Origin of the sequence: Arachidicoccus ginsenosidivorans, from assembly GCF_007971385.1 — a bacterium.
In the GTDB taxonomy this organism is placed as follows: domain Bacteria; phylum Bacteroidota; class Bacteroidia; order Chitinophagales; family Chitinophagaceae; genus Arachidicoccus; species Arachidicoccus ginsenosidivorans.
In genome coordinates, this window is the sequence record NZ_CP042434.1 from 1,481,699 (window position 1) to 1,504,668 (window position 22,970).

Here is a 22,970-nt window from a genome sequence, read left to right on the forward strand (position 1 = left end):
TACGAGTCACATCACTAATCAACCGCTGAAGCACTTCAGAGAAGTTGATTAATGGCAGACAGTGCCTTATTGGTCGCTTAATTTATAAGCTAGCTGGCAACTGCTTTATTGCTGCTGCTTTTGATGACACAGTTCATGTCACAGTTGATGACACAGTTGATGACACAGTTGATAACGTTGATGCTACTGATGATACTGATGATACTGATGATACTGATTCGTGGGTATACGACGCCAGGAAGGTGCGGTTGATCGGTGGCCATGACAATAAAGTTCACCTCCTAAAATTCAAAGAAAATAATCCTTGAAAACATGCTTAGCATCCCTTTACAATACCCGTGCGGTCTACCTTATATAGATGCGTGGCTCCTGTATTTTCCATAAAAAATTTACATTATTTTCCGTGTATGCTCGATTGTTTTTTGCCGTCATTTTTTAAATAATTTCAGGAGGCTTTAGCAGATTTTTACAACGCATCTGTAAGTCCAAATAAACAATCCTTCGCCTAGCATTTACTGACATTGCCACCACCGTCTGCGTCTAATTAAACAATCTGGAACTCTTTTAAAAATGGGATAAATAGGCTTTCTACTGGTATCTATATAATAGCCAACGACTCCCCTAAAATGCGCCTTTCTTACCAGTCGCACTTGAAGGTGTAACAGTGCTTGAACTAGCCACCAGATCCATTTTGGTAATATAGTCGCTGTATGCCGGGTCTACTTTATTTACAAGAGCATAACGAGCTACCCTATCGATGGAAAGTTCATCCAGCATATCGATAATGTTTTTGTAGGTCGAATTATTGCCCGGCATAATAATTACAAACAAATCATCCTTATCTGGCAACGCAGCTTTTTTAGCCAGGATATTTTGACGGATCTGCCTGTAATCTGATAGCCGCACATTGGACAGGTCTGGTAATAATGTTCCCTCATAAAAATAAAGGCGGTCTTTATCTCCCAGCCAGATGGTTAATGCGCCCGATTTTTTAATATCCTGCTCAGTTGTACGATTATCGTCTGGCATTTTAAGATTCATAGAAGTAAGGCGGGTCATGGTAGTGGTAAACATAAAAAAGGTAATGAGTAAAAACCCTAAATCTACCATGGGTGTCAGATCCACTCTGGTGGACATCTTCTTTCCTTTTTTAACGCCTGCTCCCTTTTTACCCTTAATATCCATTTTGCCTGCGCCACTACTTGTGGCTGTATTTAACTCTGCCATAGTTGTTGTTTTTTACGTTTAGAAAAATAATTTCCGTCTGCAAAAACCTGTGTTGTTGCTTAGGCGGATAGTATCATCATAAAATACAACACCTATCCGTTAATGCGCCACAGATTAATGCTTATTATTTACCAACACTTGTAAAAGTCTCTGCCATGGCCATGACAATTAAATCCAGTAATTATTACAGTTAAACTTGGACTGCCTTCCCTATATAGATGCTAAATAAGGGTAAATTCCATAAGATTTGAACAGTTTTATGAGTTGCAATTCTGGACAGCAATTCTGGATAGCAATTTTAGGCAGCAATTTTAGGCAGCAAAGAAGTTTATGGTACAAAAAAAGCCCGGGCTCAGACGATAGCTAACTATCGATCTGAGCCCGGGGCTTTAAACGTTATATGTCATTTCCTTACCGGAGCGAATTTGAATATTTTGAGTATTTAGATTATCTCAAAATTACTGTTCTTATTCAGCTACCTGGAAGATGATTTTTTGTTTTTCACGGTAAATTACGGAACGACCATTTTGAATTGCGGGATTCCATTTACCACTTCTTTCGATTACACGTACTGCTTCCGCAGAACAACCATAATCAGGATCCGGTGCAGAGATGGCTTTTACTTCAGAAGTTGTACCATCTTTAGCAACCAGGAAGGATACCACAACGGCGTAGGTGCCCGGAGGCGCTCCATTATCTACTGGTGTCTGATTACGCAGGTTTCTTTCCAGATACTTTTTCCAGGCAGCTGGGCCACCAGGATACTTCGCTTCCACCTGTACAGAGGTAAACTCTTTGTTATAGTCGCCATCACCAGTACCACCCGCTCCAGGGCCTTTACCGGTTCCACCGATACCTTTTACTTCAGGAGGTGCTGCTAATGCACCATCCATTTTAAGACCATGCTGGGTTACCGGACCTACAGTGATTTTTTCATCCTGTTTAGGGGGTTTCTCATCTGGTTTCACCAATTCATCCTTCACGACCTTGGGCACAGTAAACTGTTTCATTTCGATCTTAGGAGGCGCTGCCTTTGGTGGCGGCGGCGGTGGTGGGGCTTTCTTTGGTGGAGGAGGCTTCTTGTAGTTTTCAATCGTGACATCCTTCACTTCATACTTCTTGGCCGCGGCCTCATCCTTTTTAGGGTTGATTAACATACCCGCCACAAATAATACGACGACTGCCAGGGTTCCCAGTAGTGCTATTCGTATTCTTTTGGCATATGTTTTCCGCAAGTCATAAGCCCCGTACTCCTTATTCCTGCCATCAAACAGGATGTCCAGCGCACTCGAACTTAATATTTTATTTGCGTCCATTTTAAATTTTATTTAAATGTTTTAAGCCTTAATAATTCTGATACATAAAATTCAATATGTATCTGGCTTATTTATTGTCCTCCAGCCTGATCTGCAATAGCATCCATTTTATTGATATCTGCAGAATAGGCAGTATCTACCTTGTTTACCAGCGCGTATCTTTCAACCACATCAATGGAGAATTCATCCAGAATATCAATGATGTTTTGTAAGTACTCTTATTGCCTGGCATAACGATCATAAACAGATCGTCAGGAGGTGTCACTGCTTTTTTATCCAGAATCACTTTACGGATGGCCTTGTAATCAGACACCTGAACATTGGACAAATCGGCTTTTAACTCACCATCGTAGTAATAGAGTCTGTTTTTATCTCCTAACCAGATGGTCATTGCACCGGACTGTTTTACATTCTGTTCCTTTGTATTCTTATTGTCGTCCGGCATTTTAAGATTCATGGAGGTAGGCTGACTCATCGTTGTTGTAAACATGAAAAATGTAATCAACAAAAAGCCTAAATCCACCATGGGGGTCAAATCCACTCTCGTGGACATCTTTTTCCCTTTTTTGACCCCAGGACCTTTCTTCCCCGTGTCTTTCGACGAGGTATCCATTTCTGCCATAGGATATTGCTTTTAAAGTTTTTTAATAATTAATTTATCCGTTTACCGGTGTCGTCGTTGCACCTACACTCTGTGCTTTTTTCCAAAGTTCAGATCCGGTAGGCACGCCTTCCGGATTAGTCACCATCTGGAATTGCAGGATGTTATTCTCTGTCAATGCAGCGATGACGTTTTTAAACTCTGGGAACTTGGCCATATTGTCTCCTTTGAGAATAACAGCCATTTTTGCACTAGGATCATCTGTACCCAGATCCTGCTGTACCGCTACAAATGCCTTCATCCAGACTTTCAACTGATTGTTTGCCGTATCCTGAATGGGAATCCCCGGTAACTTATCATTGAGTGCCGCAACCGGCATTTTGCTGTATGCTTTCAGGTTATTGAAACTGGTTCCGATAATTGGCATGGTAGCCAATTTGTGGATTTCCCCTGGCGTAAGTCCCAGGTTTTGTTCCTGGTTGATTAAATCCAGTGCCTGTTCTTTGACAGGAACCATGTCACTGTTTAAGAAAGCATGCCCATTTTTGTCCAAAGAGATCATAATAAAATTCTTCTCCGGAGCTATTTTTGACGCTACAGAAGATGGCGTGGTGATGGGTATCTTTTCGTCGGGCTTAAACTTCGTCGTTAAGATGAAGAAAGTCAACAAAAGAAACGCAACGTCACACATCGCCGTCATATCTACGGTCGTACTTTTGCGTTTTACTTTGGCTCTTCCCATTTTATTTTTTTTAAATGCTTCTTTAATATAGATGCTGCATGCATCTAATTTCCATAAAACTTTTTTATTAAAATTCTAAAAAAGTCTTCGCTGCGGCCCATGGCAGCCACCAAGGTGGCTGCGCTTATGCGACGCGGCTTACTTAACCAACTGACTAGCAGCGATTATTTATAGATAGAAGCAAAGCTCTGAGTCAAAGTGAAACCAGATTCATCGATACCATAAGTGATACCGTCGATTCTAGTTGTAAAGATGTTGTACATGATGATGGAAACAGCAGAAGTACCGATACCTAAGGCTGTGTTATACAACGCCTCAGCGATACCTTTTGACAGCTGTGTAGAAGCACTACCACCTTCACTGGCAGCCAGGGCCGCAAAGGCCGTGATCATACCGACAACCGTTCCTAACAGACCCACCAAAGTGGCGATAGAGGCGATAGTGGACAAGAATACCAGGTTCTTTTCCAGCATAGGCAGTTCCAGTGCTGTTGCTTCTTCGATTTCTTTTTGAATGTTCAATACTTTCTGATCCGTATCCAGTTCAGTGTTGGTGATCATTTCTTTGTACTTACCCAGACCTGCTTTCATTACGTTACCAACAGAGCCTTTCTGTTTGTCACAAAGCGCGATTGCTTTGTCTACGTCTTTATTAGCCAGGTTGAACTGTACATTACGGATAAATTCTCCGCTATTGCCCTTACCACTTGCTTTTGCGATTGTCAAAAATCTTTCAATACAAAAGGTGATAACGATTAAAAATAAACCAATCAATACAGGCACGATGATACCACCATCATACATCCTCGATAACCCTGTCTTGGCATCCTCGTGTTTAGGCCAAAAGCCACCGCTCATATCCGGTTTATTAAAGTTAGCCGGATTACCTAATACAAACCTCCAAATAATGTAACCGATTACAATCCCCAAAATAGGGGCCACCCAAGAAATTGCATTAGAGCTTTTTTAGGTTTTACGTTAGAAACGTGTTTTGCTGCTGCCTGAGCAGTTGGTTTAATTTCAGCCATGATGAAATTGTTTTTTAATGAATAACTGTGTTTAATGATTTTTAAATAACCCCAATACTAAGAAGAAATTCTTAAATAAAGAACATTAGTTTGTTACATTATAATAAACTAGCCCTAAACTTGCGAATACTCCATAGAAAGGCAGAGCAAATTATATATTTATTTTTACCGACCAAATTCTTTTTCGATTTTTTTAAAAAAATTTTGATTTTGCATTTTTTGTTTAACTTTTTATTGAGGTCATTTATAGAGCTTTAAAGCCGCCCCTAAGGAGTTTTGACCGTTTTTGGAAAATAGTATTTCATAAACAAACAACCATTATCTTTACGGCTCAAGTATTAACTAATTTTAACCAAAATGCACAAAAAGCTACCCATGTTGGCAGGACTCGTGCTGTTTTCGGCTTTGTCCTTTGCCCAAAAACCAGACAGTCTGCCTCCACATCCAAAAGACTCATTATCAGTAGTTAAAAAGGATTCGACGCACAAACCGGAGAAAAAAAAGCCGGAAAAGCCCGATCCGATCAAACCATATAAGGAGGTAATTCCAGATTCTGCGATTAGCAAAACCGGACTCTTTACCATCCATAAAGTGGATAATAATTGGTATTTTGAGATACCCGATTCACTGTTTAATCGGGATATTCTAGTGGTCACCCGCTATGACAAAGTGCCGGGAGGTGCCGGCGTTTATGCCGGGGAAATTGTTAATCAGCAAATGGTCCGTTTTGTCAATGGCCCTGATAAAAATATCTATTTGCAGCTAAAAATGACCATTGCAATGGCAGATTCGACCAATGCCATCTACAAAGCTGTGATAAATTCCAACGCGGATCCTTATTTAGCCTCCTTACCGATCAAGGCTTATGGGAAAAATCATAGTGTTGTCGTGGAGGTGAATGATTTGTTCTTAGGAGATAATCCCGCACTCTCTTTTAGATCCAGCACCCGCAAAGGATTGAGTATCGGTGGTTTATTAAAAGATCGTTCCTTTATTCAGTCCATCCATACCTATCCGATCAACACCGAAATTAAAACCGTCAAGACCTATACCAGTCAACCCGCACCGCACCAGCCGGGTCAACCCATGCGCAGAAGCCGGGCATTTGATGCAGCCGGCGACGTAGGGCTAGTCACCATCGGATTTAATCATTCCTTCTTGTTATTACCCAAAACGCCTATGCAGCCCAGGTTATTCGATCCGAGGGTGGGTTACTTCGCGGATGGGTATACCCGTTACGGAGATGACCAACAGCGCGTTAAGGATGAACACTTTATCGTCAGATGGAACTTACAACCTAAACCGGAAGATTACCAAAATGGAAAAACGGTCAGTTAGTTACCCCGGCACATCAGATTGTCTATTATATAGATCCTGCCACCCCAAAGAAGTGGCGCCCATATCTGATTGCCGGTGTCAATGACTGGGCAAAAGCCTTTGAAAAGGCAGGATTTAAGGATGCGATTGTCGCCAAGCCTTGGCCGGAAAATGACACCACCATGAGTATGGAGGATGCCAGGTACTCAGTTATCCGGTATTTTGCCTCAGATATTGAAAATGCATATGGTCCTAACGTGCATGATCCCAGAAGTGGTCAGATTCTGGAAAGCCACATTGGTTGGTACCACAATGTCATGAAACTTGTCCATGACTGGTATATGATCCAGGCAGGCCCCATTGATAAAAGAGCCCGCAAAATGGTCTTTGATGATGAACTTATGGGAGATTTGATCCGTTTCGTCTCTTCTCATGAAATAGGCCATACCTTAGGCCTGCGTCATAATTTTGGTAGCAGCAGCACTGTTCCGGTTGAACTGCTACGCAACAAAAAATGGGTCGAAGCTCATGGTCATACACCTTCCATTATGGATTATGCCCGCTTTAATTATGTCGCCCAGCCGGAGGATCATATTGGTCCAAAGGGTATTTACCCCAGGATTGGAGAGTACGATGACTGGGCTATCAGGTGGGTTATTCATATACGGGCGCCGCAACACCTAAAGAAGATCATAAGATTACCAGCAAATGGATTGTCGACAATCTTTCCAAAAATCCAAGATTATGGTTTGGTACAGAGACTGATCCTTATGATCCCAGAAGTCAGAGTGAGTGCCTGGGAGACGATAATGTCCTGGCTAGTGAATATGGCATCAAGAACCTGAAAATCGTCCTGAAAAATTTACCTGAATGGACTTATGAAGAGGCTGATTTATATAAAAATCTAGGGGAAATGTACAACCAGCTGATTGGGCAGTTTAACCGTTATATGGGCCATGTACTGAAAAACGTTGGCGGGATAGAAAGTACGCCAAAGAGCATTGAGCAGATGGGCGATGTCTATACCCCTACTCCCAAAGCCATGCAGGCAAAAGCGGTGGCCTTTTTAAATGATCAGTTATTTACCACACCACAGTGGCTGCTGGATACCACTGTATTGGATAAGATCTCCACACCTGCCACAGAGGAAACTTTATACAGGTTGCAAAAAGGGATTTTGGGCAGTCTGATTTCGGCTTCAAGACTCCAAAGGCTCAGTTTTTGTAGTCAGCGTTATGGCAGTGACAAAACTTACCAGCCTGAAGCGCTGCTGAATGCTGTGGAAGGTAACCTGTTTAAGGAACTTAGTGCCCATCAGGCCATTTCATTCAGCAGAAGAGCACTCCAAAAGGCTTATATTGACGGTTTGATCCAGGATTTAAGTCCGGATAAATCCGCCGTCAATGACCAGTTACAATCCATTTTAGGGGCGCATATGCAGAATCTGACGTCCCTTCACTGGTCAGAGGTCACCTGATGGCGCTAAAATCCAAATTGGAAACTGCAGCAGGTGGTTATAGTGATTCAATGAGTAAATACCATTTACAGGATTTGGTATTTAGGGTAAATAAAGCCCTGGATATAAAATAGTTAATGGAAAAGTAAGCACTAATAAATTCTAATAAATTCTAATAAGTTCTAAAAAATAAAACAAGCAAAATAAGGGCCCACGGCCCCTTATTTGTTTTTCTGACCTTTCTGATTGTTCTAATGGCTAAGATTGTTTCTACTAGCCGCCTAGTAATTTCCAGTGCTGTACTCTAGCGGTTTTATCCTTACTTTATAATTATATTGCCAGGTTTATTATTAATTTTGTCCCTGATTTTAACCTTTAGGACAGTTTTAGTAGATTTTGTGGAAACAGTGGAGCCAACCACGCCTTCCAGGTAGGGAGGTTTTCGCATGTAAAATCATTTAAATTTAACCCGGAACTATAGGCTTATTTTCGATTTTATAGGTGAACTTCCCAGAAATTTGGCATTTTCAGGACATTTAGCAGAACCCTGGAAAATTTATTTTGCAATAATCTTGTGACATATGCTTTTTATACCTACCTTTGCAGTCCTAATTTTTTAATGTTATGTTCGCAGTTGTAAAAATCGCAGGCCAACAATTCAGAGTACAGGAAGGTGACACCCTTTTCGTACCTCACCTGTCTGCAAATAATGGTGATAAAGTTGAGTTTAAAGACGTTCTGCTGGTAAGCACCGACGGAACTTTATCTATAGGTACCGATGTGACTAAAGTTGTAAAGGCTGAAGTCCTGACTAGTCTGGTACAAGGTGATAAAGTAATTGCTTACAAACAAAAAAGAAGAAAAGGCTTCCGTAAGAAGCACGGTCACAGAACTCAGTACACAAAGATCAAGATTGATGCAATTGCATAATCATTGATATATAACCATTTACAAACTTTTTAATTATATAATACCATGGCACATAAGAAAGGTGAAGGTAGTGTAAAAAACGGACGGGATTCCCGCAGCAAACGCTTAGGTGTTAAGATCTTTGGTGGTCAACCTGCTATCTCCGGAAACATCATTGTACGTCAGCGTGGTACCAAATTCCATTCTGGTAAGAATGTAGGTGTTGGTAAAGATTTTACTTTATTCGCACTGACTGACGGTATCGTTGAATTCAGAAAAACCAAAGGTGATGTTACCAAGGTTTCTGTAATTCCTTCAGAAGCCCCGGTGGAAGTTGCAGAAGCTTAGTAAGTAAACTTGCTGATTTCGCTTTTAAAGCTACGATTCACAACTACTATTTAGGTTAATAATAGATTCATTGGCTGTCGGGTACTTATAGTATATCTTATAAGTACCCGACAGCTTTTTTGTGCTTGCCCTTGTCATCCGACAAATAATTTTATTGCAATATACCCCTACGCTGACCTGGTTTTAGCCACTTTATGGCTTTTCCCCTAGTTTTATTCCCTCTACATCCCTATCCGTATTAAGTCGTTTTTCTTGACAAATCGCCCAAAAAATACCCTCTAGCGGGTATTTTCTAAACCTGTTATCCGAGTTACTTTTACTACTTCAGGCAGACTAAAGGCGGGTAGTCGTATTAAAACAAAATGACCATCTCCTTGCTTTTAAATCAGCCCTGTCAATAACTGGCTTTATGTAATCATAGTTCCGGATGGGAATGCAGTAAATGGCATTCGAGGTACTATTTCTCTCACTTAAATTATCTGTCTCATGAAAAAACTATTACTTTTTCTTTTGTGTATTGGTGGACTTTATCCAATACTACAAGCACAAAATTGGCAACATTTCATGTCTCCTTCGCCTTACCAGGCATTAATCTCTAATGATATCAGAGGCATTACGGTCGCTGGTCCGGACGACATCTGGTGTAGTACCTGGGGTGGCGGCGCGAGTCGGTTTAGCGGTGGTAGCTGGCAATCTTATACGACAGCTAATATGCCACTATTGGTCAACGACGTTTCAGACGTAGTTATTGATAACGAAGGCGCTACCTGGCTAGCCACCTATGGTGGCGGTATTGTACGCATTGATGCGACTGTTACTAATTACAATATTAATTCCAACGGTGCTTTCTTATCCAATATGACTTTTTCAGCGACAAAGGATCACCAGGGCAACCTTTGGTTTGGTACTGATGGTGGCGGTGCCCTTAAATGGGATGGAACTGATTTTAGTACAATTTATATGAATAACAGCGGCCTGAAAAGCAATATAATCCGTAGGATTCTGACAGATCATGCTGGCAATATGTGGTTTGCGACCTGGGGCGGTGGCCTGAGTAAATTCGACGGGCACAACTGGGTGACTTATACCAATGCAAATACGAATGGCGACTTGAGAAGCGATTTCATTTATGATCTGACAGAAGACGCAAGTGGTAATATCTGGATGGCGACGCACGTGGCCGGCATTTGTAAATTTTCAGTGGGTAACCAAAGCTTTGAATACTACAGTTATATCAATAGTATATTACCCCCTATAGACAAAGAGCCAACTACCGTAGCGATTGACTCGCAAGGTAATCTGTGGGCAGGCAGCCCTCAAAACGGCTTATTTGAACTGAGTAATGGCACCTGGTCAGTTTTTACAACCGCCAACAGTGGTTTGCCCAGCAATACAGTTAACCGTATTGCCTTTGATCAAAATGGAATAGCATGGATAGCTACAGCGGCAGGGCTTTCCAAAATGGACACCCAAAGCTGGGTCGTTTACAATAAAGAAACGACCAGAGGCCCCGGCCCTCTTTCCAACCACCTAATACAACATTTTATTGACCATAATGGGCATCATTGGATGATTACGGATCCAGCCAATATTTCCAAATATGACGGAAGTACCTGGACGCATTACAACCACAGCAACACTTCCACCCTCCCAGTCAGTGGCTTTACCTGTATTGCAGAGGATAAGGAGGGCAATATCTGGCTTGGCACAAGAGAAAACGGTGCAATTAAATTTGATGGTACTGCTTGGTCGATTTATACAACTGGAAACAGCCAGATTGGAGATAATTATGTGTCAAGTATTGCCTGCGACGCACAAGGCAATCTTTGGTTTGGAAGTTTTCAGCATGGCTTGAGTAAATTTGACGGTCATGAGTGGTCAATAATTCCGTCTTTCAGCAATGGTTTTAATGCCCGGCTTATTCAAAGTCTATTGGCAGATAATCAGGGAAATCTATGGATCGGCACCATTGATGAAGGTCTTTATAAGTTTAATGGCACTGCTTTTACTTCTATTGTGCCAGACTTAGAGGGCGTTATGTCTAAATCCATCATGGCTATGACCATGGATCTTGCTGGCAATCTTTGGCTCAGTTCGCCTAATGGATTATTAAAATATAATATTGAGCATAAGAATTGGCAACAATTTACCACCGCCAATAGCCCATTAATTAATGGCAATATCAGGACGCTAACTATTGATAAGAATAATAATGTCTGGATGGGCACAACGGGCGGGGTAAGTGTTTTTGACGGATCTCAGTGGGCAACTTTTGTCTACGGCACAGGTGGCCTCACTGCCAATGATATCTGCTCTATCCAGGTGGATGCCCAAAACAATAAATGGATCGCCACCGCTGGAGGAGGCTTATGTGAACTGTTTGATGGAATCATTGACTTTCAACCGCAAAGAAAATGGTTCGTCAGACAAAATGCGTCCGGTAGTGGCAGTTCTTGGGCAGATGCCTCAGGCGATATTGCCTATGCCATAGACAAGGCAAATGCCGGAGACAGCATATTTGTTGCCGCTGGTATTTTTCAACCTATCCAAGATAGTTTTTTTATACTAAAAGCTGGTGTTAAACTCTTTGGAGGATTTAAGGGGACCGAAACAGACTTTTCCCAGCGTTTTCTGGACAACGAATTTAAAACCGTCATAAAAGGCAATGGCTCAGCTATCATTGTAAATTACAATAATGGCCTGACTGCCTCTACGGTATTAGATGGCTTTACCCTCACCCAAGGCAGAGGGTACAATAGCTTCAATTTGAATAGAGGTGGCGCGATGGCTAACTTTAATGTATCCCCTTCCATTACGGATTGTATTTTTGAAGATAATGAGGCCGGCGTTGGTGGTGCACTCTATAATCAAGCCAGCGCTATCTATATTAAGCATTGCCAGTTCCTAAATAATAAAGTTACCTTAGAATACAATGGCGGCGCCTTGTATGAAGAAGGCTCCAGTAATTCCTATATTAACTGTGTATTTAAAGAAAATCAGGCCGGTAATGTAACAGGAGAATCAGGGGCAGGGGGGCTGCATGTCTGACCAATACCAATACCGCCTTTTATAATTGCCTTTTTGAGGATAACAAATCTCTGGGTAAAATGATGGCGGAGGCGGTGCCATCTTTATTGATAATAGTAGAGTGGATATAAATAACTGTACCTTCTATGGCAATATGTCAACCGCATTATTCGGCACGCAACTTTCACAAGGTAACACACTCTCCATTGATCCTTACGGTACTGGCAGCAGCCAAGTAAGGCTGCTGAACAGCATTGTGGATGGTGCCCCTTCTCGTCATATCGCTCAATTGACTGCCAACTCCCTGAATATTAATCGTAGTGTCATTAAAGGTTATGAGGTCGATCTCAATCAAGATGGTATTATTGACGAGCAGGATGTGATCGACGACCTCCCATATAATACAGACCCCATGTTTATGGATGCCAAAAACAGTGATTTTAGGTTACAACCAGCGAGTCCTTGCATTAGTGTGGGTTCTTTAGCTAATTTCTACCCCACCGATCTGGCAGGCAATCAACGTGTGGAAAATAATAAGATCGACCTGGGCGCTTTCCAAAGCAAAGGACTTGAGTTTTTTGCCACTCCCGGTCAAAAATTAACGTCTAACCGGGCAGATACAGCCTCAGGCGGTGTTATTTACCTGTATAACAATACAGAAAATACTGTGATTGTAGGTGTGGACCCCAATGGACAGGATCTGGGGAATATTGAAGCTACAGGTTCACTTAGTACTAATTATGGATCAGGCCAGCCTACCACACTTGAAAGCCCCTTTGGAATTGAAGGAGAAGTCCATTGTTTAAACCGCTCCTGGCATGTAACCCTGACCAATCCGGATTTTAATAACCCCGTCACCGTACGCTTTTTTATTGATACAACCGATCTAAGAGACTTGATTACGGAGATGCCTGCAAATACTAAGTTACCGCATTCCATTTCGGAATGGATGGATTTTGCTCCTTTAATCCGAGTCTATAAAGTAGAAGGTGATGATGCCTATGCATCAAATGCGACCAACTACAAACAATATACCTTTAGCGAAAACAACGAGACGGCAGATTTGAGTCATTTTATCATCGGACAATACCAGAAGTTGTTTTATCTTGAATTTCAGGTATCTGAGTTCAGCAGCGGCTCTGTAGCCTATATTCCACTTGCCACACCAATCCAATTAATCAAATTTGAGGGCGGACTCAAAAATGGTCAGGCTTCTTTAAATTGGCAAACAGGGGAAGAGGTTAATTTTAAGCAATTTGAAATAGAAAAAGTACAGATAATATCACTTTTAATCAGATTGCCACCACGCTTCCAACAGGAAACAATAGCTTTTACCAATACAGCTGTCCGCAACAGGAAGCTACCGCTTATTACCGCCTGAAACTAATAGATCAAAAAGGGCAACCAGGCTACAGCAAGGTGATCAAATTAGTTCAGCAAATACAAAATTTCACGCTGTTCCCAAATCCTGCCAGTGATTATATAAAGATAAACAGTGCGGAGGTGGGGCAATATTACATATATGACGCTACCGGAAAGCAAGTTGGATCCGGCCGCATTATTAAAGGTCAAAACCAAATCCAAATAGCCAATTTAGCAGCAGGGATGTATTATATTCGCCTAAACCAACAAAAAGCAAACTTTATTAAAAAATAAACAAACTCATAAGTTATTGCTTAATGGCACAGCTGTGTAAACTTAGCCTTTACACAGCAGTGCCATTTTTTTATCCTCTTTTAGCAATGCCTTTGAAAGTCCATCTTTCAACACTTTAGTGTTTATACCTTCCAAGACTGGCATTTACTTAAAAACACGGGAGCTATTTCCACTGCAATTCCTGGTCTTTCTGGGTGTGGAAGACTTAGCTGATACGCTTGTATATTTACCCCGCTGCAAACAGGATCCTCGCTGTGCCCCAACAGGCAGGTATCCATATCAAAAAACCTGATATTATCCGTAGCCATTACCAAATGGGTCATGGCAGTAAGCGCTACCCTGCTTTCCAGCATGCCGCCCATCATACAAGGAATACCCAGCGTCGCTGCACTACTGGCAATCTGAAGCGCATTATATATGCCCCCTGATTTGGCCAGTTTGATATTGATAAAGTCAAATCCTGCATTTGCACAGCCGCTGACGTCTCTAGGATGATAACAGCTTTCATCGGCCATAATCGGTATTTGCACCTTTGCTTTTAGTTCTTTAATCTCGGCATCATTATAGGAGCGCAATGGTTGTTCACAAAACTCAATATCAAGTGTCTGCATACCTTCCAGGGCGGCAATAGCTGCCGGGAGACTCCATCCTTGATTGGCATCGAGGCGAATTTTCATGTCCGGTCCCGCAACAGCTCTGATCGCCTCAATCCGTTGAATATCCATATCCGGATCCTTACCTACTTTGACCTTTAATATACTGGCTTTATTGTTTTTAAAAAATAAAGCCTGGGCAGCCATTTTTTCAGGGGAGTCGATCCCAATTGTAATATCTGTGGTTATGGGCTTTAACTGTCCACCTAAATACGCATATAATGGTAATCCAGCCGCCTGCGCAGCCAGATCATAAAGCGCCATATCAAAAGCGCTCTTAATAGTAGTATTACCTGCAATATAGTGATCAAAATCCTCCAGTAAATCCACCATCGCTAAAGGATCACGCCCTTTTATGATTTTCGCCAGGTCTTTACCTACAGCGATACAAGTCTGCTGAGTTTCTCCTACAATCATTGGAAAGGCGGAGCATTCCCCGATACCAATCAATCCCGCATCTGTATGAATCCGAATCAGCACATTTTGGGCAAATTCCATAGTGCCCGTTGCAATGGTAAAGGGTACCATAGGGATACTAAACTGGTAAATCTCAGTATATGTAATCTTCATCTTGAAATTATTAGGTTAAAAAGCTACTCCTTCAAGATCCAACCAACAACAACTGTCTGGAATAGCCGCAATTGACCAAATGGGAAGTAGAAGCTCCTGTTAAATAAAATTACGCATTCCTTGATATTTTTTGTCAAACCCCGCAGCTTTTGTAAATTGTGGTAAGTTTTCAAGGCGCAATATGCCCTTTTAAAGGCGAACAAAATGCGGGTGCTCAGGCAAGGTGTATAATTAAAGGGAGTAACCGCTATTCAGAAATATAGCTATTTAGGTACAAGGTGGTCTAATAACAATAAAATTCTGAAGGTATGATTGGTCACTTAAGTAAAGCAGAACAGGCGGTTCTCTATCCCAAAGACAGAAGACTCACCATGGTCATTAAGCCCTATATGTGGATTATCTTTGGGGCCATTATCCTAATTCCATTGGGCGCGGCCTGGATACAATATTTATTTTTCGGCCTTCCGCCGGATCCATCGGCAGTATTAGTACATTTACCTTCTGAGGCCACACCTGGGTTTCCGGCGTGGGCAAGACTTAGTCACTGGGTGAATTTTTTGTTCCTTTCCTTGATTATCAGAAGTGGCCTTTCTATCCTGGTAGACCATCCCCGACTTTACTTCAATAATGGATGCTCACCTGAGTCAGAATGGGTGCGATTTACTCCAATTAAAGTACCAAAAGACAAAATGTGGACAGCAAAGGAAGATGCCCGTTATATCAGTCCAATTTTAGGTCTTCCTGGTTATCGGCACAGTGTTGGACTGGCTAGGGTTTGGCATTTTCTGACCGTGCCTTTTTTTATCATCAACGGGATTATCTTCATTTTCTTCTTATTTTTCACCAATCACTGGCTGCGACTGGTGCCAACCTCCTGGCAGGTTCTACCCGATGCCTGGAATGTTTTTGTGCATTATGCCACCTTTAATTTTCCGGTAGAGCCTAATGGGTTTTATCATTATAATGCCCTTCAACAACTGTCCTATTTTGCCGTCGTTTTTATTTTAGCGCCGCTGGCCATGTTGACAGGCATGGCCATGTCTCCTGCTATCGCTAACCGATTCCCCTGGTATCCAAAGCTATTTGGCAACCGTCAATCCGCCAGGTCCGGTCACTTTATGGTCATGGTTTGTTACTTGGTCTTTATTCTGATCCATGTATCTCTGGTAGTCGCCACTGGCCTCTCCCGCAATATGAATCATATTGTCATGGGCACAGACAGTACCACCAGCCATCTGGGATTATATATTGGTATCGGTATAGTCCTTTTTGTGGTGCTTTGTTGTTTTATCGCCTTATGGCTTTCCTGGCACCACCCCAGACCATTACAGAAATTGCAGGCAGATATTAATGGCAATCTCTGGCGCCGCAGCATAAATACTTTCAAGCCCGCCCGTTATTACACGAAAAAGGATATATCCCCTTATTTTTGGCCGAACGGAAAAATCCCTGAGGACTCCGAGCGTTGGCTAGCGCTAGCCAAAAATGACTTCAAAGATTATAAGCTCAAAATAACCGGGCTCGTAGAAAATCCAATGGAATTATCCATGGATGAGCTCAAAAAGATCGCAAAAGACCAGAATATCACCATGCACCATTGTATTCAGGGATGGTCTGGTATCGCTGAATGGGGTGGCTTACCCATGTCTAAGTTAATAGAACTGGTTAAACCCCATGCCAACGTAACCACTGTTGCCTTTTATTCCTTTGGCAGCGGTTTGTATGGCGGTGTTTATTATGATACCCATACGCTGGATAATTGTAAAAAGCCCTTGAGTCTGCTGGCCTGGGAAATGAACTATAAACCGCTCACCATTGAACATGGGGCTCCCCTCAGACTGCGTATTGAAAATCAACTGGGATATAAAATGGTCAAATGGATTGATTATATCGAGTTTATTGAGTCTCATAAGGATGTAGGTAAAGGATTTGGTGGTAAAAATGAGGATGATGAGTATTTTGATTTACTGGCCGACACTTAATGTATATGGAGGCTTTTATTTAGCTAAACAGCACCACCAAACCATTAATACATTGTTAACACTTCGCCTCAACATGTAAATAATTTTTAACTTAATGCAAATATTAAGCTTATGAAGCGATCCATTTGCGCATCCTTACTTCTTTTGTTCATACCCTCTGCATTCCTTTTCGGGCAAATCGTTGAACAAAATCAAAAACTGCCTGAGCAACTGCTTGGTGAATGGTATACGAAAGAAGGCGGAAACTTTATGTTCGGCCTATATGAAAGGGGCGTATTTTACAATAATACATTCTGGCATTACTATAATATCAGCAACAAACACAATAAAACCACCCTTAATTTGTCAAATGACAATAATCAAAAGGCAGTCCTGCAACTTAACCAGAAAAATGACCAATTAAAATTCTTGCCTACAGACGGCAAACCAGTCGTTTGTCTCCATGATCAAACAAAGTGCGTCATCCAACACAACCTTGCCCGCATCAAATCCTCTCATTTTAAAAAGGATTCTGTTTATTTTAATTATTTCCTATTAACACCAAATGCAGAACAGATATCCATTAAGGTACATCAACTATTAACAGGGCTGACAACCACTTATTTTAAACCCGTAGACCACCAAGGCCTGCTACACCTTTCCATTCCTGTAACAAATCCGGTTTTACTTGAAATCAATCTCCCTTATAGAGATCAACGGGGTGAAGTATACCTATTACCAGGTTCATCTATTACTTTATTACAAACCCATGGTAAAAATTTACATTATGCTGGTCAGGGAGCGCAGTTAGCGCAAGAGATCCAGTTATTAAGAGCCAAAAGAAATCAATTTCAACCCTATCCTTTTGATCTGTTATTAGGCAAAGCAGGCAGCTCAAAGCCTTCAGCTGCCGTCTATTCAACCATCCTTGGAAACTTACGCAGGGAAGTGCAAGCGCATGCAGACAGCTTATTTCAGGAAAAGAAAATAAGTCCGCTTGCCCGGCAAATAAATAACTACGATATTCAATATACATTCGCCAATGCCTTACTCCATTACAAGGATTATACATCGCAAATATGGAGTGACAATTCAGGTGATCAGCAACAAAATGACACAATACCCGAAGCTTATTTTGATTTTTTAAAATCAGCAGATAACGACAGCGCTATTATTGCACCCGCCTATTTTGATTTTATTGAATCCATCCGTAAGCCCGATTCAAAGGCAGAATATCTGAGTAAGGTAATACCACCCACCCTTCTTAATGAATCAGCAATAAGTATCGATACCCTTTCTTCATTATTGCTTCCACTACATCAACTGGAACCACCACTCACAACAGAGCAGAGGTCTCTTCTGGAAGATTATACGGCATTAAAGACGGCTACCGATAAAGCCACCTACGAAACGAAGCATCAGGCAGCCATCCGTACGATCTCCAAGCAATACTATACCATATATTTATTCAAGACACTTTGCAAATATGCAGCACATACACTAATAGCCAACTATGGATGGCAACCTGGCATTACAATGGATCTGGTAAGCTATGGGAATCTTGCCCTGCAATTTTACAATAGTGGACAAATAAAAGTACCCAACGACTATTTTACCGGAGATGCAAGCATTTTCCATTCAAAATTCATAGCAGGCGTTTTAAGCACATATATTAATCAACCATCCAATGACCATAATAGCGCTAACAGCACCAATGCAGACAGTCCAACAAAAAAATATAATACAAAGGCCGATTGGGTATCGGTCAATCCCAGCGATTTTATAAGTTGCGATACCATCAATAAAAATGGCTTAACACTCATTTTTGCGAACAACTACGCCGGCTTCCCTGATGAAGTGAAAAAAAATATGATTACGACGTTCTTTACGGTTTACCCACAAGAGATGGCTGCCTTTAATCCATCTGCAAATAAGACCGTTATAATTGTCATCGATAAGGATTGCCCAGAACTTTCTGCCACCGTAGACAATGTCATTAGATTTCAACCTAAATGGTTTGCACAGCATCCAAAAGACATAGATGTCGTCACCCATGAAGCCATGCACATTGTCCAGCATTATCAGGCAAACAACTACCAGCCCCGGTGGCTTTCAGAAGGTATCGCAGATTATGTAAGGCAATTATATGGATTAAGCAATAAAGCATCTGGTTGGTCAATGCCACCCGTCATGTCCGGGATGAATTACCAATACGGATACCGCATCGCTGCGCGATTTTTATTTTGGATAGCCCAATACAAGGACAAAGATTTTGTAAAAGAGGTCGATAGATCCATGCGCGAAAATAAATATACGGCTTCTATATGGAAGCAACGCACCGGTAAAACCTTGGATGAACTTTGGCAAGAGTACACGACTAAACCACAAATAAATTTATAGGCTAATTTCTTAAAAGCCGTTTATTCAATAATACCGCAATTGCCACAACCTCCAAATGCACTATTTCAGGGTAATTCAGGCAATTAAAGGTATTCAGCCCCTCCCATATGGGCATAAAAAAAGTCTCAATAATTGCTTATTGAGACTTTCTTAAATAAATATGGCAGCTACCTACTCTCCCAGGGATTATACCCAAGTACCATCGGCCATGAGGGGTTTAACTTCTCTGTTCGGTAAGGGAAGAGGTGAAGACCCTCGGAATAACCACCATAAATCGGTCGTGTGCTGTCTTCAGCTCATGGTTTTAACCATTAGCTACACACTTAAATAAGGTCATATTGGAAAAGCTCAACTTTAGAGCAACTATAAATACCATTTCCATGCATTTATAGATTTAAAAAATAAAGCTTACGGGCAATTAGTACTACTCGACTTTGATGTTACCACCTTTACATCTATAGCCTATCAACGTCATCGTCTCTGACGACCCTTAAAAGTAAACTCATCTTGAGGAAGGTTTCACGCTTAGATGCTTTCAGCGTTTATCCTGGCTGTACGTAGCTACTCAGCACTACACCTGGCGGCATAACTGATTCACCAGCGGTACATACGACCCGGTCCTCTCGTACTAAGGTCATGTCCTCTCAATTTACTAGCGCCCACCACAGATAGAGACCGAACTGTCTTGCGACGTTCTGAACCCAGTTCACGTGCCACTTTAATGGGCGAACAGCCCAACCCTTGGGACCTTCTCCAGCCCCAGGATGTGACGAACCGACATCGAGGTGCCAAACCTTACCGTCGATATGAGCTCTTGGGTAAGATCAGCCTGTTATCCCCGGAGTACCTTTTATCCTTTGAGCGATGGCCCTTCCATACAGAACCACCGGATCACTTTAGCCGACTTTCGTCCCTGCTCGGCGTGTCTGCCTCACAGTCAAGCACCCTTATACTAATGCGCTCTATGTACGATTACCAACCGTACTGAGGGTACCTTTGCAAGCCTCCGTTACTTTTTAGGAGGCGACCACCCCAGTCAAACTACCCACCATGCAATGTCTCCTTATTCAGGATTAGGTTCTAAGCAACAGAAGGTTGGTATTTCAACGTTGACTCCACACACACTGGCGTGCATGCTTCATAGTCTCCCAACTATCCTACACATCGGTTGCTCAAAATCAATGCAAAGTTGTAGTGAAGGTTCACGGGGTCTTTTCGTCCCGTGGCGGGTAACCGGCATCTTCACCGATACTACAATTTCACCGGGCTCGTGGAGGAGACAGTGTTCAACTCATTAGACCATTCGTGCAGGTCGGAACTTACCCGACAAGGAATTTCGCTACCTTAGGACCGTTATAGTTACGGCCGCCGTTTACTGGGGCTTCAGTCAGAAGCTTCGCCCTGAGGCTAACATCCTTCCTTAACCTTCCAGCACCGGGCAGGTATCAGGCTCTATACGTCATCTTTCGATTTTGCAGGGCCCTATGTTTTTGTTAAACAGTTGGTTGAACCTATTTACTGAGACCATATCGCTATGGTATGCTTTATCCCGAAGTTACAGCATTAATTTGCCTAGTTCCTTCTCCACGGCTCACCCGAGCGCCTTAGAATACTCATCCCGTCTACCTGTGTCGGTTTGCGGTACTGGCTGCATATCTCGCTTTTCTTGGAACCACTTTTACACTTTCGCTTCCCCCGAAGGTTCTGCTCAGCGACCTATTCCGTCAGGACGCAAGTGCCACGGCGATCCGTCACTTTTATTGATATGCAGGTGAAGGAATATTAACCTTCTTTCCATCAGATACCCCTCTCGGGTTTTCCTAAGGACCAGACTAACCCTGATCCGATTAACGTTGATCAGGAACCCTTAGACTTTCGGCGTTAAAGTTTTTCACTTTAATTATCGTTACTTATGCCTACATTTTCTTTTGAAAACACTCCAGCAATGGTCGCCCATCACCTTCAACGCAGTTTTCAATGCTCCCCTACCAATATACACTCATAGTGCAATTTTAGGACTTCGGTTCACGTCTTGATGCCCGATTATTTTCCGTGCAGGACCTCTCGACCAGTGAGCTGTTACGCACTCTTTAAATGAATTGCTGCTTCCGAGCAAACATCCTGGCTGTTATAGAAGTCCCACCGCGTTTATTCAACTTAGACGTGGATTGGGGACCTTAGTCGCTAATCTGGGTTATTTCCCTCTCGGCCACGGACCTTAGCGCCCGTAGCCTCACTCCCGGAGATATGTGTTAGCATTCGGAGTTTGTCAGGGTTTGGTAGGCGATGAAGCCCCCTAGCCCAATCAGTAGCTCTACCTCTAACACACTTCTTTTTATCCGAGGCTGTTCCTAAAAACATTTCGGGGAGAACGAGCTATCTCTCAGTTTGATTGGCCTTTCACCCCTATCCACAGGTCATCCCAAGACTTTTCAACGTCAACGGGTTCGGTCCTCCATTTTGTGTTACCAAAACTTCAACCTGCCCATGGATAGATCACAAAGTTTCGCGTCTACCCCCACTGACTGAACGCCCTATTCGGACTCGCTTTCGCTACGGCTCCGTTATTTAAGAACTTAACCTCGCCAGTGAGGAGTAACTCGTAGGCTCATTATGCAAAAGGCACGCCGTCACATCTTAATGATGCTCCGACCGCTTGTAGGCGCACGGTTTCAGGTACTATTTCACTCCCCTGTTCGGGGTACTTTTCACCTTTCCCTTACGGTACTGGTTCACTATCGGTGTCTGAGGAGTATTTAGCCTTACCAGATGGTGCTGGCAGATTCACGCAAGATTCCTCCGGTCCCGCGCTACTCAGGATACTGCTCGTCCGTATTAATTTCCGCTTACAGGATTTTCACCTTCTATGATGTAACTTTCCAGATACTTCTGCTTGATAATACTTTCTAAATGCAGTCCTACAACCCCAGTGAGGCACGCCTCACTGGTTTGGGCTCTTCCCTGTTCGCTCGCCACTACTTAGGGAATCATTGTCTTATTTTCTTTTCCTCCCGGTACTTAGATGTTTCAGTTCTCGGGTTGGCTCTCTTTACAGAGTGATATGTCTTCAACATACCAGGTTGTCCCATTCGGAAATCTACGGATATAACGCTCGTGTGCAACTCTCCGCAGCTTATCGCAGCTTACCACGTCCTTCTTCGCCTCTCAGACCCTAGGCATCCACCATGCGCCCTTATTCGCTTTAAAAAATTTAGAAATTGTAGTGATGTTACCACCACTATGTGTTTGAGTCTCTATATCGCTATAGAGTCTCGTTACTCTTATTGTTTTTGCTTTCCCAATATGTCAAAGATCTTTATCTGCTCTCAACATAACGTAAAACTTATTGATAAGCCCATCCGTTACTCCAGCACATCTGTTTGTGTTGTGAATCTGATTCCACCACCGCTGTTGTTTTTCTTTGATTAACCCTTTAATCAAACAACCCGGTAACACATCTAATCTATCTTAAAGAACTATGCGCCTTTTTAATTGCGCGGCTTTTATCTCTTAATCCCTCTTTTTTAAAATGTGGAGGATATCGGAGTCGAACCGATGACCCTCTGCGTGCAAGGCAGATGCTCTAGCCAACTGAGCTAACCCCCCATTTCTATACCTTTCAGCATAGCACTTCAGAAATCATCCGAATTCTTTGTAGTCCCGCCCAGATTTGAACTGGGGACCTCTACATTATCAGTGTAGCGCTCTAACCAACTGAGCTACGAGACTGTGTCGCCAATCTTGAGCCTTTTTAAGTTGG

General features: G+C 42.4%; 15 protein-coding genes, 2 tRNA genes, 2 rRNA genes and 1 pseudogene. 9 read left to right on the forward strand and 11 right to left on the reverse strand.

Features of this window, described 5'->3' with window-relative positions; translation table 11 throughout:
• Positions 1 to 89 precede the first annotated feature (89 nt).
• The 6 genes from FSB73_RS23220 to FSB73_RS06070 form a co-directional block, all read right to left on the reverse strand.
• On the reverse strand, positions 90 to 278 hold the full coding sequence (locus FSB73_RS23220; RefSeq protein WP_158639433.1) for a hypothetical protein: 189 nt from the start codon (positions 276 to 278) through the stop codon (positions 90 to 92).
• Positions 279 to 621: 343 nt separating this feature from the next.
• Positions 622 to 1,227 carry an ExbD/TolR family protein gene (locus tag FSB73_RS06050; protein ID WP_146780580.1) on the reverse strand — a complete coding sequence of 202 codons (606 nt, stop codon included), beginning with the start codon at positions 1,225 to 1,227 and terminating at the stop codon, positions 622 to 624.
• Between the two features lie 467 nt (positions 1,228 to 1,694).
• The gene (locus FSB73_RS06055) at positions 1,695 to 2,543 is read right to left on the reverse strand and encodes an energy transducer TonB (protein ID WP_146780581.1); all 849 of its coding nucleotides are present in this window, start codon (positions 2,541 to 2,543) and stop codon (positions 1,695 to 1,697) included.
• A gap of 145 nt (positions 2,544 to 2,688) precedes the next feature.
• The gene (locus tag FSB73_RS06060; protein ID WP_146780582.1) at positions 2,689 to 3,165 is read right to left on the reverse strand and encodes an ExbD/TolR family protein; all 477 of its coding nucleotides are present in this window, start codon (positions 3,163 to 3,165) and stop codon (positions 2,689 to 2,691) included.
• A 34-nt stretch (positions 3,166 to 3,199) separates the two neighbouring features.
• Positions 3,200 to 3,886, reverse strand: a complete 687-nt coding sequence (locus FSB73_RS06065) for an ExbD/TolR family protein (protein WP_146780583.1) — start codon at positions 3,884 to 3,886, stop codon at positions 3,200 to 3,202.
• A 164-nt stretch (positions 3,887 to 4,050) separates the two neighbouring features.
• The gene (locus FSB73_RS06070; protein WP_225974533.1) at positions 4,051 to 4,743 is read right to left on the reverse strand and encodes a MotA/TolQ/ExbB proton channel family protein; all 693 of its coding nucleotides are present in this window, start codon (positions 4,741 to 4,743) and stop codon (positions 4,051 to 4,053) included.
• A gap of 527 nt (positions 4,744 to 5,270) precedes the next feature.
• Here FSB73_RS06070 and FSB73_RS24270 point away from each other — a divergent pair.
• The 7 genes and pseudogenes from FSB73_RS24270 (at position 5,271) to FSB73_RS27450 (ending at position 13,626) form a co-directional block, all read left to right on the forward strand.
• On the forward strand, positions 5,271 to 6,251 hold the full coding sequence (locus FSB73_RS24270) for a DUF5117 domain-containing protein (protein WP_225974534.1): 981 nt from the start codon (positions 5,271 to 5,273) through the stop codon (positions 6,249 to 6,251).
• A gap of 380 nt (positions 6,252 to 6,631) precedes the next feature.
• Positions 6,632 to 7,707 (forward strand): annotated as a pseudogene (locus FSB73_RS24275) (zinc-dependent metalloprotease).
• A gap of 603 nt (positions 7,708 to 8,310) precedes the next feature.
• Positions 8,311 to 8,616: a 50S ribosomal protein L21 gene (gene rplU, locus FSB73_RS06080; protein WP_146780585.1), complete on the forward strand. Its 306-nt coding sequence runs from the start codon at positions 8,311 to 8,313 to the stop codon at positions 8,614 to 8,616.
• A gap of 45 nt (positions 8,617 to 8,661) precedes the next feature.
• Positions 8,662 to 8,943, forward strand: a complete 282-nt coding sequence (gene rpmA, locus FSB73_RS06085; RefSeq protein WP_146780586.1) for a 50S ribosomal protein L27 — start codon at positions 8,662 to 8,664, stop codon at positions 8,941 to 8,943.
• Positions 8,944 to 9,429: 486 nt separating this feature from the next.
• Positions 9,430 to 11,991 (forward strand): ligand-binding sensor domain-containing protein, encoded by a 2,562-nt coding sequence (locus tag FSB73_RS06090; RefSeq protein WP_146780587.1) that lies wholly within the window; start codon positions 9,430 to 9,432, stop codon positions 11,989 to 11,991.
• Between the two features lie 100 nt (positions 11,992 to 12,091).
• Positions 12,092 to 13,351: a choice-of-anchor Q domain-containing protein gene (locus FSB73_RS06095; RefSeq protein WP_146780588.1), complete on the forward strand. Its 1,260-nt coding sequence runs from the start codon at positions 12,092 to 12,094 to the stop codon at positions 13,349 to 13,351.
• 38 nt (positions 13,352 to 13,389) lie between these two features.
• A complete protein-coding gene (locus FSB73_RS27450; RefSeq protein WP_158639434.1) occupies positions 13,390 to 13,626 on the forward strand; it encodes a T9SS type A sorting domain-containing protein in 237 nt (78 codons plus the stop codon).
• 122 nt (positions 13,627 to 13,748) lie between these two features.
• Here FSB73_RS27450 and FSB73_RS06105 read toward each other — a convergent pair whose 3' ends face one another.
• Positions 13,749 to 14,849 (reverse strand): mandelate racemase/muconate lactonizing enzyme family protein, encoded by a 1,101-nt coding sequence (locus FSB73_RS06105; protein ID WP_146780589.1) that lies wholly within the window; start codon positions 14,847 to 14,849, stop codon positions 13,749 to 13,751.
• Positions 14,850 to 15,157: 308 nt separating this feature from the next.
• On the opposite strand from FSB73_RS06105, the gene FSB73_RS06110 reads away from it, so the two are divergent.
• Both FSB73_RS06110 and FSB73_RS06115 read left to right on the forward strand, forming a co-directional pair.
• Entirely contained in the window at positions 15,158 to 16,831 is a 1,674-nt protein-coding gene (locus FSB73_RS06110) for a molybdopterin-dependent oxidoreductase (RefSeq protein ID WP_146780590.1), read from the forward strand.
• A gap of 111 nt (positions 16,832 to 16,942) precedes the next feature.
• Complete coding sequence (locus FSB73_RS06115) at positions 16,943 to 19,210, forward strand: basic secretory protein-like protein (protein WP_146780591.1); 2,268 nt, start codon at positions 16,943 to 16,945, stop codon at positions 19,208 to 19,210.
• A gap of 158 nt (positions 19,211 to 19,368) precedes the next feature.
• On the opposite strand, the gene rrf is transcribed toward FSB73_RS06115, so the two are convergent.
• The 4 genes from rrf to FSB73_RS06135 form a co-directional block, all read right to left on the reverse strand.
• Positions 19,369 to 19,482: ribosomal RNA gene (rrf, locus tag FSB73_RS06120) — 5S ribosomal RNA — on the reverse strand.
• A 126-nt stretch (positions 19,483 to 19,608) separates the two neighbouring features.
• Positions 19,609 to 22,417: ribosomal RNA gene (locus FSB73_RS06125) — 23S ribosomal RNA — on the reverse strand.
• 325 nt (positions 22,418 to 22,742) lie between these two features.
• A tRNA-Ala gene (locus FSB73_RS06130) sits at positions 22,743 to 22,816 on the reverse strand.
• A gap of 49 nt (positions 22,817 to 22,865) precedes the next feature.
• Positions 22,866 to 22,939, reverse strand: a tRNA-Ile gene (locus FSB73_RS06135).
• Between the last annotated feature and the right edge of the window lie 31 nt (positions 22,940 to 22,970).

Bases quoted from the DNA above. Each gene is read 5' to 3' on its own strand.
- FSB73_RS06050 (WP_146780580.1), bottom strand. From the start codon at position 1,227: ATGGCAGAGTTAAATACAGCCACAAGTAGTGGCGCAGGCAAAATGGAT.
- FSB73_RS06055 (WP_146780581.1), bottom strand. From the start codon at position 2,543: ATGGACGCAAATAAAATATTAAGTTCGAGTGCGCTGGACATCCTGTTT.
- FSB73_RS06060 (WP_146780582.1), bottom strand. From the start codon at position 3,165: ATGGCAGAAATGGATACCTCGTCGAAAGACACGGGGAAGAAAGGTCCT.
- FSB73_RS06065 (WP_146780583.1), bottom strand. From the start codon at position 3,886: ATGGGAAGAGCCAAAGTAAAACGCAAAAGTACGACCGTAGATATGACG.
- FSB73_RS06070 (WP_225974533.1), bottom strand. From the start codon at position 4,743: ATGAGCGGTGGCTTTTGGCCTAAACACGAGGATGCCAAGACAGGGTTA.
- FSB73_RS24270 (WP_225974534.1), top strand. From the start codon at position 5,271: ATGCACAAAAAGCTACCCATGTTGGCAGGACTCGTGCTGTTTTCGGCT.
- rplU (WP_146780585.1), top strand. From the start codon at position 8,311: ATGTTCGCAGTTGTAAAAATCGCAGGCCAACAATTCAGAGTACAGGAA.
- rpmA (WP_146780586.1), top strand. From the start codon at position 8,662: ATGGCACATAAGAAAGGTGAAGGTAGTGTAAAAAACGGACGGGATTCC.
- FSB73_RS06090 (WP_146780587.1), top strand. From the start codon at position 9,430: ATGAAAAAACTATTACTTTTTCTTTTGTGTATTGGTGGACTTTATCCA.
- FSB73_RS06105 (WP_146780589.1), bottom strand. From the start codon at position 14,849: ATGAAGATTACATATACTGAGATTTACCAGTTTAGTATCCCTATGGTA.
- FSB73_RS06110 (WP_146780590.1), top strand. From the start codon at position 15,158: ATGATTGGTCACTTAAGTAAAGCAGAACAGGCGGTTCTCTATCCCAAA.
- FSB73_RS06115 (WP_146780591.1), top strand. From the start codon at position 16,943: ATGAAGCGATCCATTTGCGCATCCTTACTTCTTTTGTTCATACCCTCT.